The sequence below is a fragment of the Butyricimonas sp. DFI.6.44 genome, assembly GCF_022132345.1.
Lineage (GTDB): Bacteria > Bacteroidota > Bacteroidia > Bacteroidales > Marinifilaceae > Butyricimonas > Butyricimonas muris.
This window is the reverse complement of sequence record NZ_JAKNJD010000007.1, coordinates 274,341-288,329: the sequence shown is the minus strand read 5'-3', so window position 1 is coordinate 288,329 and position 13,989 is coordinate 274,341. Positions and strand designations below refer to the sequence as shown.

14 protein-coding genes and 2 tRNA genes are annotated in these 13,989 nt (G+C 45.6%); 11 read left to right on the top strand and 5 right to left on the bottom strand.

The window, feature by feature from the left end:
- Positions 1-21: 21 nt before the first annotated feature.
- Both L0M98_RS11840 and L0M98_RS22590 read left to right on the top strand, forming a co-directional pair.
- Positions 22-228, top strand: a complete 207-nt coding sequence (locus tag L0M98_RS11840; RefSeq protein ID WP_227216059.1) for a FeoB-associated Cys-rich membrane protein — start codon at positions 22-24, stop codon at positions 226-228.
- Positions 229-302: 74 nt separating this feature from the next.
- The gene (locus tag L0M98_RS22590; RefSeq protein WP_255302085.1) at positions 303-434 is read left to right on the top strand and encodes a hypothetical protein; all 132 of its coding nucleotides are present in this window, start codon (positions 303-305) and stop codon (positions 432-434) included.
- A 36-nt stretch (positions 435-470) separates the two neighbouring features.
- Here the strand turns inward: L0M98_RS22590 and rpmH are convergent, their stop codons facing one another.
- Positions 471-629 (bottom strand): 50S ribosomal protein L34, encoded by a 159-nt coding sequence (gene rpmH, locus L0M98_RS11835; RefSeq protein WP_099293820.1) that lies wholly within the window; start codon positions 627-629, stop codon positions 471-473.
- Positions 630-858: 229 nt separating this feature from the next.
- On the opposite strand from rpmH, the gene L0M98_RS11830 reads away from it, so the two are divergent.
- From L0M98_RS11830 to pdxT, 3 genes are all read left to right on the top strand, one after another.
- The gene (locus L0M98_RS11830; protein ID WP_099293819.1) at positions 859-1,728 is read left to right on the top strand and encodes a sigma-70 family RNA polymerase sigma factor; all 870 of its coding nucleotides are present in this window, start codon (positions 859-861) and stop codon (positions 1,726-1,728) included.
- Between the two features lie 267 nt (positions 1,729-1,995).
- Positions 1,996-2,865 (top strand): pyridoxal 5'-phosphate synthase lyase subunit PdxS, encoded by an 870-nt coding sequence (gene pdxS / locus L0M98_RS11825; protein WP_099293818.1) that lies wholly within the window; start codon positions 1,996-1,998, stop codon positions 2,863-2,865.
- Positions 2,866-2,869: 4 nt separating this feature from the next.
- Complete coding sequence (gene pdxT, locus L0M98_RS11820) at positions 2,870-3,439, top strand: pyridoxal 5'-phosphate synthase glutaminase subunit PdxT (protein ID WP_099293816.1); 570 nt, start codon at positions 2,870-2,872, stop codon at positions 3,437-3,439.
- 89 nt (positions 3,440-3,528) lie between these two features.
- Here pdxT and rfaE1 read toward each other — a convergent pair whose 3' ends face one another.
- From rfaE1 to L0M98_RS11805, 3 genes are all read right to left on the bottom strand, one after another.
- The gene (gene rfaE1, locus L0M98_RS11815) at positions 3,529-4,464 is read right to left on the bottom strand and encodes a D-glycero-beta-D-manno-heptose-7-phosphate kinase (RefSeq protein WP_227216057.1); all 936 of its coding nucleotides are present in this window, start codon (positions 4,462-4,464) and stop codon (positions 3,529-3,531) included.
- A 101-nt stretch (positions 4,465-4,565) separates the two neighbouring features.
- Positions 4,566-5,658, bottom strand: a protein-coding gene (gene prfB, locus L0M98_RS11810) for a peptide chain release factor 2 (protein WP_227216055.1) whose coding sequence is annotated in 2 segments (ribosomal slippage) — positions 4,566-5,594 and positions 5,596-5,658 — 1,092 coding nt in all. Because the reading frame shifts where the segments join, the coding sequence is not laid out codon by codon here.
- 198 nt (positions 5,659-5,856) lie between these two features.
- Entirely contained in the window at positions 5,857-9,051 is a 3,195-nt protein-coding gene (locus L0M98_RS11805) for a glycosyltransferase family 117 protein (protein ID WP_227216054.1), read from the bottom strand.
- Positions 9,052-9,236: 185 nt separating this feature from the next.
- Here L0M98_RS11805 and L0M98_RS11800 point away from each other — a divergent pair.
- The 5 genes from L0M98_RS11800 to L0M98_RS11780 all read left to right on the top strand — a co-directional run bounded on the left by L0M98_RS11800 (position 9,237) and on the right by L0M98_RS11780 (position 12,061).
- Positions 9,237-9,307: transfer RNA gene (locus L0M98_RS11800), tRNA-Gln, on the top strand.
- A 64-nt stretch (positions 9,308-9,371) separates the two neighbouring features.
- A tRNA-Leu gene (locus tag L0M98_RS11795) sits at positions 9,372-9,455 on the top strand.
- 14 nt (positions 9,456-9,469) lie between these two features.
- A complete protein-coding gene (locus L0M98_RS11790; RefSeq protein ID WP_227216051.1) occupies positions 9,470-9,799 on the top strand; it encodes a hypothetical protein in 330 nt (109 codons plus the stop codon).
- 62 nt (positions 9,800-9,861) lie between these two features.
- A complete protein-coding gene (locus L0M98_RS11785; RefSeq protein ID WP_227216050.1) occupies positions 9,862-10,017 on the top strand; it encodes a hypothetical protein in 156 nt (51 codons plus the stop codon).
- Positions 10,018-10,099: 82 nt separating this feature from the next.
- A complete protein-coding gene (locus L0M98_RS11780; protein ID WP_227216048.1) occupies positions 10,100-12,061 on the top strand; it encodes an LruC domain-containing protein in 1,962 nt (653 codons plus the stop codon).
- 51 nt (positions 12,062-12,112) lie between these two features.
- On the opposite strand, the gene L0M98_RS11775 is transcribed toward L0M98_RS11780, so the two are convergent.
- Positions 12,113-12,319, bottom strand: coding sequence for an RNA-binding S4 domain-containing protein (locus L0M98_RS11775; RefSeq protein ID WP_099293806.1), 207 nt, complete (start codon positions 12,317-12,319; stop codon positions 12,113-12,115).
- Positions 12,320-12,479: 160 nt separating this feature from the next.
- Between L0M98_RS11775 and L0M98_RS11770 the strand changes: the two genes are divergently transcribed.
- Complete coding sequence (locus tag L0M98_RS11770) at positions 12,480-13,919, top strand: OmpP1/FadL family transporter (RefSeq protein ID WP_227216046.1); 1,440 nt, start codon at positions 12,480-12,482, stop codon at positions 13,917-13,919.
- The last annotated feature ends 70 nt before the right edge of the window (positions 13,920-13,989 follow it).

The following is a 13,989-nucleotide window of genomic DNA, read 5'->3' as shown; positions in this document are numbered from 1 at the left end:
AAATCTAAAATTAAAGGAGTGATGCAGCTCATACTTACATATATAATTGTTGCCGTGGCGCTTTTCTTCGTGGGAAGGGGCATTTATCGGTTATTCCGTTCCGGTCGTAAGAACGGGGGATGCGGTGATTGCTGCGGTTGCGGCTCGCGGACAAACAGAAAAAAAACGTATGTATTCGGGAATAGCCCGGTGAAATCGGCGATAGAGCAGGAAAAGAACGGGAAATAACTACCTTGTTTCACGGACATTCTCCTTGTTTGAGCCATGGCTTGGCTACCCCTTGTCTATACCATGAACATAGCATGAACGTAGCATCTTCGAAGCATGAACGCTCACGTGTGTATATGCTGCGTCAGGCAAGTGAAGAGGATGTAATCATAGTGGAGGGGAAGGGTAAGGAATATATCTTGTTACCTTGGAGAGGGGATGGCTAAAATAAAAAAAAAGCTGCTGATAAGCAGCTTTTTATATTATTGTTTGTGTCTGCGCTCGTCAGAAACACTCAATTTTTTTCTTCCTTTAGCTCTTCTTCTGGCTAAAACTGCTCTACCGTTAGCTGTAGACATTCTTTCTCTGAAACCATGTTTGTTTCTTCTCTTTCTGTTGGATGGTTGAAATGTACGTTTCATTGTGATATTATCTTATGTTATTATTTTCTCACTTCGGACTGCAAAAGTAGGTATTTTTTTGATTGTGCCAAAGAAAATTGCAAAATTATCTTCGGTTAATTTGAAGTTTGTCACAACAAAGTTAGAATCTTGTCGTATACTTTTGCAGGAGGGACATGAAAAAATATGCTCTGATATTTGTTTTATTGAAATAGATTATTAACTTTAAGCCAATTTACTAAAGAGACCTATGAGACAGTTAAAAATCAGCAAGCAAATCACTGGCAGGGATTCCTTTTCAATCGAAAAGTACTTGCAGGAGATTGGGAAGATCGACGTGTTGTCGCCGGACGAGGAGGTTGCGCTAGCCAAGAAAATACGAGCCGGAGATCTAGCCGCACGAGAGCTTCTGGTGAAGAGTAATCTTCGTTTCGTGGTTTCCGTGGCCAAGCAATACCAGAACAACGGTATGAGTCTGGGTGATTTGATCAACGAAGGGAATCTGGGTTTGATCAAAGCGGCAGAGTGCTTTGATGAGACGAAAGGGTTCAAATTCATTTCTTACGCCGTGTGGTGGATTCGCCAGTCTATTTTGCAGGCAATTGCCGAGAACTCGCGTTTGGTTCGTTTACCCTTGAATAAAATCAGTAGCATAAACAAGGTGAACAAATTTTTCTTCCGTCTGGAACAGGAATTTCAGCGGGAGCCGACAGCCGAGGAGATTGCCCGGGAGATGGACGTTCCGGAAAAAGAAGTGAAAGACAGTATGCGGATTGCCAGTCGTCCCTTGTCAATGGATGCCCCGTTGACGAGTGACGAGGATGCGTCTAATTTATACGACGTGATGATCACCGGCGAGAACTCGATACCGGAGGCGGAGAGAGAGTTGAATGCTGATTCATTGCGGACGGAGATAGATCGTTATTTATCCACTTTAGATGAGCGGGATGCCACGATCTTGCGTATGTATTACGGGCTGGGAGGTTATTTGCCAATGTCTTTGGAAGAGATTGGGGATCGGGTAGGACTTACCAGCGAAAGAGTACGTCAGATCAAATCAAAAGCCATCAAAAAGTTGAAAAACACGTATCGCACGAAGCGGTTGAAGACTTATTTGTAACCGGATATTTTAGGTTGTAAGTTATGAACCGAGAGTTGTTGTAAATTGTAACTAATTAGATTATAATTTGTAACAATCCTGAAGATGTATTTGTCCGAAAAAGTCCCTCAAAAAACTTTTCTTTTCATCTAAAATTGTATATTTGTTCCCCGTTTTGGAAAAGGTTTTAAAAACGGGAGAAAACGTTTGCGGAAGCATTCTTTTCTTTGTTAAGAAACTTATTTTCAATTGTTTATTTATAGTTTTAATATTCTAAAGAAGAACCTTATGGGAAAATATGAATTGAACAAAAATTTGGCGCAGATGCTTAAAGGTGGGGTTATCATGGACGTAACCAATGTTGAACAGGCGAAGATTGCAGAGGCTGCCGGGGCATGTGCTGTTATGGCACTGGAAAGAGTGCCGTCGGATATTCGTAAAGATGGCGGTGTTGCCAGAATGTCAGATCCGCAAATGATTAAGGCGATCAAGAACGCCGTATCTATTCCTGTAATGGCTAAAGTGAGAATCGGTCACTTTGTTGAGGCTCAAATATTGGAAGCCATCGGCATTGATTATATCGACGAGAGCGAGGTATTGACTCCCGCGGATGATCTGTATCACGTGGACAAGACTAAATTCCAAGTACCGTTTGTTTGCGGTTGCCGCAACTTGGGCGAGGCTTTAAGACGCATCGGCGAAGGTGCTTCCATGATCCGTACCAAGGGAGAAGCCGGAACCGGAAACGTGGTTGAGGCTGTAAGACATATGCGTCAGTTGAACAATGATATTCATCAGGTACAATCTGCCCCGGTAGAAGCTTTGATGACGCTCGCTAAAGAAATGGGTGCTCCTTTCGACCTCGTGAAATACGTGCACGAGAACGGTAAATTGCCGGTTGTAAACTTTGCTGCCGGTGGAATCGCCACTCCCGCCGATGCCGCTTTGATGATGCAATTGGGCTGCGAGGGTGTATTCGTTGGCTCCGGTATCTTCAAGTCGGGAGATCCTGCCAAGAGAGCGAGAGCTATCGTGTTGGCAACTACTTATTACAACGATCCGGTTAAATTGGCCGAATTGTCAGAGAACTTGGGCGAGCCGATGTCCGGGTTGGAAATATCCAAATTGGAAAATAAATACGCCGAGAGAGGGTGGTAAAATAATGAAAAAGATAGGCATTTTAGGGTTTCAGGGGGCTGTCGTCGAGCATGAGCGTCAGATTCAAGCATTGGGACATGAACCCGTGATCGTGAAATACCCGGAACAATTGGACGTTATTGACGCTATCATTTTGCCGGGAGGGGAGAGTACCACCATGGGTAAGATTCTCAATCGCACGGGGTTAATGGCCCCCCTGCGGGAGAAGATTGTCGGGGGACTTCCCGTGTGGGGAACTTGTGCCGGAATGATCTTGTTGGCAAAAGATCTGGTGAACGATTCGGTGACTCACTTGGGAGTTATGGATATCTCCGTGCGCCGCAATGCTTACGGTAGCCAGATTGATAGTTTCTCCACGAAACAGGTAATCCCCGCCGTTGACTCGAAAGAGATCGAGCTGGTGTTTATCCGCGCACCTTATATAACAAAGGTGGAAGACGGGGTGAAAGTATTGTGTGAACTGGACGGTCACGTGGTTGCCGCTGAAGAAAGAAATATGCTGGTGACCTCTTTTCATCCGGAACTTACGGATGATGTGACTTTCTTGAAATACTTTGTTTCTAAAATCAAATAGTTCATAGAGTTTTTAAGGTTTATAAAGTTCGTAAGGTTTATTACTTTATGAACTTTATAAACCTTATGAACTTTATAACTCTTTTCTTTCTACATCGCTTTTCTCAACTCTTCTGCCGTCAGCGTGGCGGTTCCGATCTTCTGTACCACGATTCCTGCCGCGATATTGGCGATGCGGATAGATTCCTTGATATCTTTACCTGCGGTCAGTGCTAACGCTAAGGCTGCCACCACGGTATCTCCGGCTCCGCTCACGTCGAACACTTCTTGCGAGTGTGTCGGGATATGCACGGTTTCTTGTCCAGAGATCAGGCTCATGCCTTTCTCGCTTCGAGTCACGAGCAAGGCTTTCAACCCGTACTTCCGGATGATTTCCTTTGCCGAAGCCTCGATTCCGGTGTCCTCGTTACTGATAGGATGCCCGATGATGTCCCCGAGTTCCTTCACGTTTGGCGTGATTAAATCCGCCCCGGCGTATTTTGCCCAGTTTTGTCCCTTGGGGTCCACGATGACATGCGTCCCGTGCTGTTTGGCGATCGAGATCAGAAAAGTGCAAATTTCGTCGGAAATCATGCCCTTCCCGTAATCGGAGATCACGAGAGTCGGGTTTTCACGGATGAGTTCTTCCAGATGAACTTTAAAATCTTCTTTTGTTTTCTCGGGTACTTCCAGTCGTTGCTCGTAGTCAAGGCGCACGATTTGTTGGCGTCCGCCGATAATGCGGGCTTTCGTGATCGTGGGTTGCTCTGTTTTGATGAACTCCGTGCGGATTCCCTTGCGGTGCGCCATTCGCTCGATCTCTTTCCCGAAAAAGTCGTATCCCACGGCTCCGCACAAGGTGGCTTGCCCGCCCAGACTGCTGATGTTGTTTGCCACGTTCGAGGCTCCGCCCAACCGGGATTCTTCCGTCACGATATTCACGATCGGCACGGGAGCCTCCGGCGAAATGCGTTCCACTTTCCCGAAATAATATTTGTCGAGCATCACGTCCCCGACGATTAATATTTTGCAATTACTGAAATCCATAATGAAAATTTAGAATTTATAGATTCTGTGATTTCGTGATTCTCGATTCTGTGATTTTTAATCACTAAATCATTGAATCGCTAAATCACAGAATCAGTATGTTATTCTTCCCCGCCGCCGAACATCATCAAGTAAGCCTTGATAAAATCGTTGATTTCACCGTCCATCACGGCTTGTACGTTTGATGTCTGGTAGTTGGTGCGGTGGTCTTTCACCCGTCGGTCGTCGAACACGTAGCTGCGGATTTGTGACCCCCATTCGATTTTCTTTTTTGTTCCCTCGATCTTGTCCATTTCTTCCTGACGTTTCCGAAGTTCCAGTTCGTACAACTGGGCTTTCAGCAATCGCATGGCGTTCTCCCGGTTCTGCAATTGCGAACGGGATTCCGTGTTCTCGATCATGATGCCTGTCGGGGCATGGCGCAGGCGTACTCCGGTTTCCACTTTGTTCACGTTCTGTCCCCCGGCACCTCCGCTTCGGAAAGTGTCCCAACTGATGTCGGCAGGGTTGATCGTGACCTCGATGGTGTCGTCCACGGCGGGATAGACAAATACCGAGGCGAAGGAGGTCATGCGCTTGTTCGACGCGTTGTAGGGGGACAGACGCACGAGACGATGCACGCCGTTTTCCGACTTCAGGTAGCCGTAAGCGTAATCGCCCTCGAATTCGAGCGTGGCGGATTTAATACCCGCTTCTTCACCTTCTTGGTAATCCACGTGTTTTACCTTGTAACCGTTCAGTTCACCCCAACGGATATACATCCGGTAGAGCATGCTTGCCCAGTCCATACTCTCCGTACCCCCGGCTCCGGAATTGATTTTCATGATAGCACCGAAATGGTCTTCCTCTTTACGCAGCATGTTGCGCATCTCGATATCCTCTACTACCCGTACGGTTTCCTCGTATTGGGCGTCTACTTCTTCTTCGGTGGCTTCTCCTTCCTTGGCGAAATCGAAAAGTACCTGTAAATCGCCCACGGCAGAAGTTACTTGTTCGTATCCTTCTATCCATGATTTTAATTCGCGTACCTTTCTCATCAAGACTTCCGCCTCTTTCGGGTTATCCCACAAGGAGGGATTTTGCGTTCTTAATTCTTCTTCAGCGAGTTGTACCTTTTTACCATCTATGTCAAAGATACCTCCTCAATGCTTCACCTCTCTCTGCCAGCTCTTTAATATGGTCGATCGTGATCATTGTATTTTTAGTTTATAAAGTTAATAAAGTTCGTAAGGTCTGTAAGGTCCATAAAGTCGAAAGTCCATGGCTCCTGCGGGCGCTTTACTATAACGGCAATTTTATTGCCGTTGATATAGTCCGAAGGACACCCGTGACCTTATAGACCTTATGGACTTTATAGACTTTTGACTGATAAAAAGGGGAATTTTTCCCTTTTTATTGTTTATTCATTTTACTGTCTATCGGGAAGTTTTTATTCACCCGGTTACTGGTGATCGGTTTCCCGGTCAGCGTGTTCTCCACCATGGTTTGTACTTCCTGTGCGAAATCTTCCTCGCCGCTGCTTCTTGCCCATCCGATCAACATTTGCAGTATCTGCATGCTGTTCCGTTCGTCCCGGTTAAGCATTTGCCTGCGGTTGGCGGATAGAGATTGGATATATCTTAACGTTTGAGCGTTATCCAGTGCCAAAGCCCATGCCAGATCGTTTGCTTTCTCGTTTTCTCCCGCTGTGTAATAGATCGGGATATAATAGATCAAGAAATAATCTGCCGGAACTTGGTAAAGCGGAATTTCTTCCAGTGATTTATCCAGTACTTTGACGGCTTCCTGCATCTTCGAGGAGTCTACGATTTCACTTATCGTGGAGTCGCCGAGTACCGTACTTTCGTTTACGGCTTCTTCCACCAGTTTCTGGGCAAGACGCAAGAAAGTATTCCGGTATTTCATCACGGCAATGGTATTGTCGTGGAAATGGTCGATATTTACTTTCGGGTCATTGATATTTCCCCAGACAAACTTATTCATCAAATTGTCATACAACACGTTCGAGTTGATGCGACCGAACTCGTAATATGCATCCTTGTTTTCCGTCTTGATCGGTACCACGCGGTAGCCGGCACCTTCCAGCTGGAAGTATTTGTCAAAGCCCATGTAGCTGTCCTGTCCCATGCCGATACCGAAATATACAGGCCGTTCCCAGTTATTGGCAGCCAGAATGTCGAGTACCATAAGTTGGGATTTATTCAGTGAGTTGCCTGTCAGCTTGATTTCCACCCTGTCCACGATCTCGTCTGCATCTTCCGGTTGCACGGTTCCGTTGGCGAGAACTTTCTCTTTGTCCACGGGGAGATACAGGCTCCGGGTAGGGATATAATTCAACGGTTCGCCTTGATAGCGGTTCGTCTTGTATTCCGCACCGTCCTGACCGACGAAATTCATTACTTCGGAGATGCTGAACGGCTTGTCGGTTCTCTCTTCGATAGCCACGAAGTCGCGTACTCCGTAATGATATTGGTCTTTCGTGAAAGAGATTGGTACCCCCGGTGATTCGTAGGCTTTTCGTTTCATCTGGTCGATATACCAGTCCCCGGCAAGCAAACTCAAATTCACGATGCGCACGTCCCGGCGGAAGCCTTCCACCTCTTGGGCGTACCACAACGGGAAGGTGTCATTGTCCCCGTAAGTGAACAGTATGGCGTTCGGGGCGCAGGTGCTCAAGTAGTTTTTGGCATGCGCGATCACCGCGTAACGTCCGCTGCGGTCATGGTCGTCCCAGTTTTGCGCCGCCATGTTCACCGGTACGGCGAACAGGCAAACTGCCGTTACTGCGATGGCAGCTTTGCGGGAATCCATTCTCTTTTGGAGAAGTTCCCAAAGGTAGAGTACCCCGAATCCTACCCAGATGGCAAACGCGTAGAATGATCCGGCGTAAGCGTAATCCCGTTCACGCGGTTGATAAGGATATTGGTTCAAGTAAAGCACGATGGCGATACCCGTGAGGAAGAAGAGCAGCATAACCACCCAGAAGTCTTTTTTTCCCTGTTTTCCCCGCTGGTATTGGTAGAACATACCCAGTAACCCGAGGATAAAAGGAAGCATGTAATATTTGTTGTTTGCCTTGTCGTGCTTCAACGTGTCGGGCATCATGCTTTGATCGCCGACCAGCATATTGTCGACGAAAGGAATGCCCGTGATCCAGTTCCCGTAACGGAAATCACCGTGTCCTTGAATATCATTTTGTCTTCCGGAGAAGTTCCACATGAAATACCTCAGGTACATGTGCCCGAGCTGATAACGGAACATGAATTTCAAATTTTGCCCGAAAGTCGGTTTTTGACGGTTTTGTCCGTCTACCGAGTACGTGGGGCCGGCGGGTAATCCCACCCATTCGATGTAAGACTGCGGGTCACGCGCGGTACTGTACATACGCGGCAGGATGGTACAAAAATGAGGATCGTATTTCACCTCGGTCTTGTGTCCCACGACATCGTATTTCCCGGTTTTCTCGTTCTGGTAATAGATCGGACCGCCTTCTTCCACGGCAATGACCGGGGCGTTGTAATAAGGTCCGTAGATCAACGGTTCCTGCCCATACTGGTCGCGGCTTATATAAGAAAGGAGCGCGAACACGTTATCCGGGCTGTTCTCGTCGATGGGAGGGTTGCTGACCGACCGGATAACCACCATGGCGTAGGAGGAGTAGCCGATCAACATGACCACGAAACAGGTCAGGATCGTGTTGACGATCGTGTGATTGTGTTTCAACGTGTAATATATACCGTAAGCAAGTCCGCTAATTAGAAGGATAGCGTAGACAACTACTCCCGTGTTGAAAGGTAGCCCCATGCTGTTGACGAACAGTAGTTCGAACCATCCGCCGATAATGATCACGTACGGGATCACACCCCACAGGATAGTCCCGAGGATCACGCAGGATAAAGCGGCAGCTTTGATCACACCCCATTTAGTCGTTTCGTATTTCTTGAAATAGTAGATAAACACGATGGCGGGAATTACCAGCAAGTTCAACAAGTGAACCCCGATGGAAAGCCCGATCATGTAAGCGATGAATACAAGCCAGCGATTGGCGTACGGTTGGAACGCCACGTTCTCCCATTTCAGGATCGCCCAGAACACGACAGCCGTGAACAGGGACGACATGGCATATACCTCGCCTTCCACGGCGGAGAACCAGAACGTGTCCGAGAACGTGTAGCATAGCGCACCGATCAGACCCGCACCCATGATAGCGTACAATTGTCCCATGGTACATTCTTCATCTTTTTTAATCACAACTTTCTTGGCCAGATGCGTGATTGTCCAGAACAGGAACAGTATCGTGAAGCCCGAACATAACGCCGACATGATATTAATCATGTAAGCCTGTGTTTCCGGGGACGGGGCAAAAATGGCGAACAGTCGCGAAACAATCATAAAGAAAGGTGCCCCGGGAGGGTGTCCTACCTGTAATCCGACTGACGTTGTGATGAACTCGCCGCAGTCCCATAAACTGGCTGTCGGTTCTACCGTGAGAATGTAAGTGATACTGGCTATCACGAACGCCACCCATCCGGTGACATTATTGATCAACCTGTAACTTAACGTGGGGTGATTTTTAATGTTGCACATGCTTCTCCTTCTTTGAATTTATATTTCTTATTAGTAATCAAGGATATCCTAAATTTGTTCCTTTTCAACCGCACGAAAATAGCAATTTTCTTTTAATTTTTCCGCATTTTGTTTTGGTGAAATGAAAAATTGCTATACATTTGCAGCGTCAAAAAACAAAATACTTGTTGAATTGACATGACGATTGTCCCATTGTGTAATGGTAGCACAGCAGATTTTGGTTCTGTCAGTCAAGGTTCGAATCCTTGTGGGACAACAAAAAAGAGAAGCCTTGCAGCAGGGAGTTGCAAGGTTTTTTGTCCGAAGTTCTTAGATACAATGCCCAGGTGGTGGAATCGGTAGACACGCTAGTTTCAGGGACTAGTGGCCGTACGGCTGTGCAAGTTCGAGTCTTGTTCTGGGTACAGAAAAACGCTTGATGGTGATAAACTGTCAAGCGTTTTGTTTTACCCGTGGTGAAATTGACGAGTTCCACCCACTCGAAGGGGTAGTCTTCATCCTCCTCGTCGCCGTACAGGAGGTTGTTGCGTTCGTTGCACATGTAGGCGTATTCCTGCAACATTCCGGTGATCAGTGCGTAGCTGCTGTCGAGAGTTTGCTCGTGCGTGTAACCGAGGGCTTCTTTCACGTTTACCAGAAACATGAAGCTACTCACGGGTTTATCCTGCTTTCCATGTTTTTTCGGGCGGCTATGATCTCCGCCTCGGTCATCGGGCTCATGTTCTTTATCGTCATGATAGATTTGTAGAAATAGACACTAGAATCCGTCTAAAAGAGAAAGTTACTGATCAGGATACGACGAAGGTAAAGTTGACTACCGGTGAAAAAAGAGGTCTGGAGCAAAATACAAGTGTCGATGAGGTCAAAAAGAGTGGAGTTGGGAGTTGGGTGTGGATCGTGTGGGGTGGCGTGGTAATTGCTGTCGTGTTGGTCGTGGTTGTGTATCGTGTACGTCTAATGGTTTGAATAAAAATACTTTGTCGCGATAAATATAAAATGAGAAATATGTCGTACATTTGTATCGAAGTATGACTAAATAGGATTGATTATGAATTTTAGAATGGTGTTTGTTTGGGGAATTATTGCCTCGTTGTTTTTATTGGCGGGATGCGTTGATAAGGATTTGTCGAAAAAAGAGGCTCCTGAAGGTTCCGGTGATTATTTTGATTTCCGTACGGCAAATAAATTGACGGCAGAGGTGAAGTATGATGTACCGAAAGGGTACGAGGTGTTTTTTGAGGCCTACGCGGAGTATCCCGTGGATACGATAAATGGGAGGACGGTGAAAAAAGAAAATCTGAAACCGTTATTCAGAGGGTTCACGGATGAAAATGGCGAGTATTCGGAGACGGTTCAAGTACCGACTTACGTGAATGAGATTTATTTATATTCGGCGAGTATAGCCGTGCCTATGGTGAAGACGTTGGAGGTTTCAAGAGGAAGAAGTATGGTATCCCGGGCAGGAGAGGACGGGTACGTGCATTCGACTTATCCGGTAGGCATGAAGGTGATAGATGGTATGACTTGGAATGATAAAGGTGTTCCTTCCAATCTGGGCGGAAAAAAAGATATTTCGGTAGACGGTTTAATCATGTTGAATGCGACGTTGAAGATGGATGATTCAAACGTGAGTGATTATATCGTGAAAAATAGTGAGGCGAACTTGAACGTGATAAAGGATGGGGCAACGGTGGATGTCGTGGTTATCAATAATTCCGGGAATACCCGTACGAATACGGTCGGATATTATTATTACTCGACAAACAACCCGCCACAGACAGCGGAAGAAGTGCAGAGAATTATCCTTTTCCCGAATGCAACATTCCCCGAAAAAGGTGGTTTGCAGTTGGGAGATAACGTGCGGCTTAAATATTGGGATGAGGTAAAGCAGGAGTGGAGTGAAACTTTCCCGGCGGGAGTGACAATCGGGTGGTTTATTCTGGCGGGAGGATACGACGCTAATAATCATACGGTAGTGGATGTTGCACGCGGACGTTCTATCGGGTTCTCGAATACAAGTTTGAATACAGAACAACGCAGCCACACGATTATCGTGCGTGATCCCAATACAAAAGTGCGTTACGTGGGACTTGAGGATCAGAATTTTAATTCATCACCCGTGTATCGTGATTTTATTTTTTCCATTGATGCGGATGATGACCACGTGGAATATAATGACGGAAGTATGCCGGACGGTAAGGATATGACGGATACTGACGGGGATGGAGTCCCGGATGTGGATGATGAATTCCCGAATGACGGGAGCGTGGCATATTCCATGACTTACGAGGGTACTTTGGCTTATGAAGATATTTGGCCGTATCAAGGCGATTATGATATGAATGATATGGTGGTTGAATATCATATAAAGCATTTTTTGAATAAAGGTAATTTGTTGGTTCGGGTAGAGGACTCGTGGACAGTGAAAAATGTCGGGGCACAATTGCAGAGTGGTTTCGGGTATCAGTACGGGTTTAGAAAGTATAAAGTTGGTAGTATGAGTGTTGAAACCACTTACCCGGGGCAATCTCGTTTCGCTAAGGACGCGAAAGGACTTGAGTATGCGCAACCGAATGATGCCACGATTATTTTATTTGACAGTGCTTTGGATGTGATAAATGCCCCGGAGGAGCAGAGAACGTTCACGGTAAAGATGACATTGAATGTGCCCACGAAGACGAATGAACTGGAGTTACCTCCTTATAATCCTTTTATTATCGTGAATACGAACGAGGGACGGGGGCACGAAGTGCATTTGCCGAATTACAAACCGACCGATTTGATGGACACGAAATTGTTGCATTACGGGCATGATTTGTCTGATCCGGAGAAAGGAATTTATTTTGTTTCGGATAATAATTTCCCTTTCGCGATACATATTATTAACGAATCGTTAGATTTGAAGAGTAAAGACGAGGGAAAGAGAATTGATGTGACTTACCCGCAATTTTCGAAATGGGCGTCATCGTTCGGGGAAGAAAATAAAGAGTGGTACAAACATAAAAAATGATTGTTTTGAGTATATCGAGGGAGTCGACTGTTTTTACAGTCGGCTTCTTTGTTATATCACTTTAATGCTTTGTCCGAGGGCGGTGATGATTTCGCCTTTCGTTATTTTTGCCCGTTTACGGGATTCCGGTTCTCCGTTGCGAGTGACTTCTCCGTTTTCGACAAGAATCTTTGCCATCGCGCCGCTTTCGGCTACGCGGGTGGCTTTCAGTAATTTTATTAATTCAATGTATTCGGTGTCTATTTCAAAGGTTATCATGGCATATAGATTTTGGGTACAAAGGTAACCAATTTTTATTGCATACCGTAAAGTAGAAACAACTTGAGGAGGCGAATGTTATTTTTGTGCCTTTAATTTTAAAAATAACTATCTTTTATTTTATAGAAGAATAGTAGAGTAATAATGTAAAGTAGATTGTATGAAGAAATTAGTCGTATTGGTAATGACTTGTATGTTGAGCCTGTCGGTTTTTGCCGAGGGATATCAAGTAAATTTGTTGAGCACGAAACAGACCGGAATGGGACACGTGGGCGTCGGGATGAAGTTGGGGGCAGAGAGTATGCATTTTAATCCGGCAGGGTTGGTGTTCTTGAAAACAAATATGGATTTTTCACTTGGAATTTCAGCCGTGATGGCGAAAGCGAAATATAGTAACGCGGGATATTCCGCTAAAACGGATAACCCGGTGAGTACGCCATTATACGCTTACGCGGGATTTAAGATATATGATAATCTGGCAGCGGGTATCAGTTTGACGACTCCTTACGGGAGTTCCTTGAAATGGCCGAAGCATTGGGAAGGTGCGTCGTTGATTCAGGATATTAGTTTAAAATCCTATGTAATACAACCCACGCTTTCATATAAGATCACGGATAAGTTGAGTATCGGTGTCGGTTTGCAATTGGCTTGGGGTAACGTGAATCTTTCCCGCGGATTGATGGGGGCAAAGGATTTTCAAGGGATAGGAACGGCATTGGAAAATTATTTGCCTTTATTGGCAGGACTTCCCTTGACTGATGCGGAAAAGCAAGGATTGCAGGATATGGTAACTCTGATGAAAAGCACAACGGTTCCGCCTGCTTACGCTCGTTTAGAGGGAAATGCTCATATGAGAGTAGGATTTAACGTGGGTATTATGTATGATGTTTGTGATAAAGTTACCGTGGGATTATCGTATCGTTCAAAGATAAAGATGCGTGTAAAGGAAGGGGATGCCGAATTGACTTATTCCAATCGGAATATTGAGAATATGTTCGGACAGATGGAATTGTTATTGGCTAAGTACGGAAGTTATTTGCCTGCAAATTTTCCGAATCTCTCTATCCCGAAATATGATCAAGGATCTTTCCACGCGGAATTGCCTTTGCCTTCCAACACGACGTTGGGAGTAAGCTATCGCCCTACGGATCGTTGGGAACTGGCGTTGGATTTGCAATACGTGGGTTGGAGTGCTTATGATTCATTAAACGTGTATTTCAACGAGGCCGAGTTAGGCATAGCCCCGATCAAGGCGGAGAAGAATTATAAAAATGCGATGACTTACCGTATCGGTGCGAGCTATAAGGCCACGGAGCGTTTGGATGTTCGTGCGGGAGTATATTTTGACCAATCACCGATCCGGAAGAACTTGTATAATCCGGAAACTCCGGGAATGAACAAATTAGGTATCTCTGCCGGATTAACATTCGAGCCTTACAAGAATTTGCAGATAGATGTCGCTTTCCTGTATATTCAAGGATTTGACCGAGATGGCAAATATCCCTATAAAAACGTGGTGACGGGTCAAGATGAGTCGTTTGGTGGAAAGTATAAATCCACGGCATTTACTCCTTCCATTGGATTGGCTTACCGGTTTTAATAAGTTATAAAGTTCATAAGGTTTATAAATCTTATGAACTTTATAAACCAAAATATAACGCAACGTTTCT

Excerpts from the sequence above, each read along its gene's own strand:
- L0M98_RS11840 (WP_227216059.1), top strand. The coding sequence starts at position 22 with ATGCAGCTCATACTTACATATATAATTGTTGCCGTGGCGCTTTTCTTC.
- L0M98_RS22590 (WP_255302085.1), top strand. The coding sequence starts at position 303 with ATGAACGTAGCATCTTCGAAGCATGAACGCTCACGTGTGTATATGCTG.
- rpmH (WP_099293820.1), bottom strand. The coding sequence starts at position 629 with ATGAAACGTACATTTCAACCATCCAACAGAAAGAGAAGAAACAAACAT.
- L0M98_RS11830 (WP_099293819.1), top strand. The coding sequence starts at position 859 with ATGAGACAGTTAAAAATCAGCAAGCAAATCACTGGCAGGGATTCCTTT.
- pdxS (WP_099293818.1), top strand. The coding sequence starts at position 1,996 with ATGGGAAAATATGAATTGAACAAAAATTTGGCGCAGATGCTTAAAGGT.
- pdxT (WP_099293816.1), top strand. The coding sequence starts at position 2,870 with ATGAAAAAGATAGGCATTTTAGGGTTTCAGGGGGCTGTCGTCGAGCAT.
- rfaE1 (WP_227216057.1), bottom strand. The coding sequence starts at position 4,464 with ATGGATTTCAGTAATTGCAAAATATTAATCGTCGGGGACGTGATGCTC.
- L0M98_RS11805 (WP_227216054.1), bottom strand. The coding sequence starts at position 9,051 with ATGTGCAACATTAAAAATCACCCCACGTTAAGTTACAGGTTGATCAAT.
- L0M98_RS11790 (WP_227216051.1), top strand. The coding sequence starts at position 9,470 with ATGGTGATAAACTGTCAAGCGTTTTGTTTTACCCGTGGTGAAATTGAC.
- L0M98_RS11780 (WP_227216048.1), top strand. The coding sequence starts at position 10,100 with ATGAATTTTAGAATGGTGTTTGTTTGGGGAATTATTGCCTCGTTGTTT.
- L0M98_RS11775 (WP_099293806.1), bottom strand. The coding sequence starts at position 12,319 with ATGATAACCTTTGAAATAGACACCGAATACATTGAATTAATAAAATTA.
- L0M98_RS11770 (WP_227216046.1), top strand. The coding sequence starts at position 12,480 with ATGAAGAAATTAGTCGTATTGGTAATGACTTGTATGTTGAGCCTGTCG.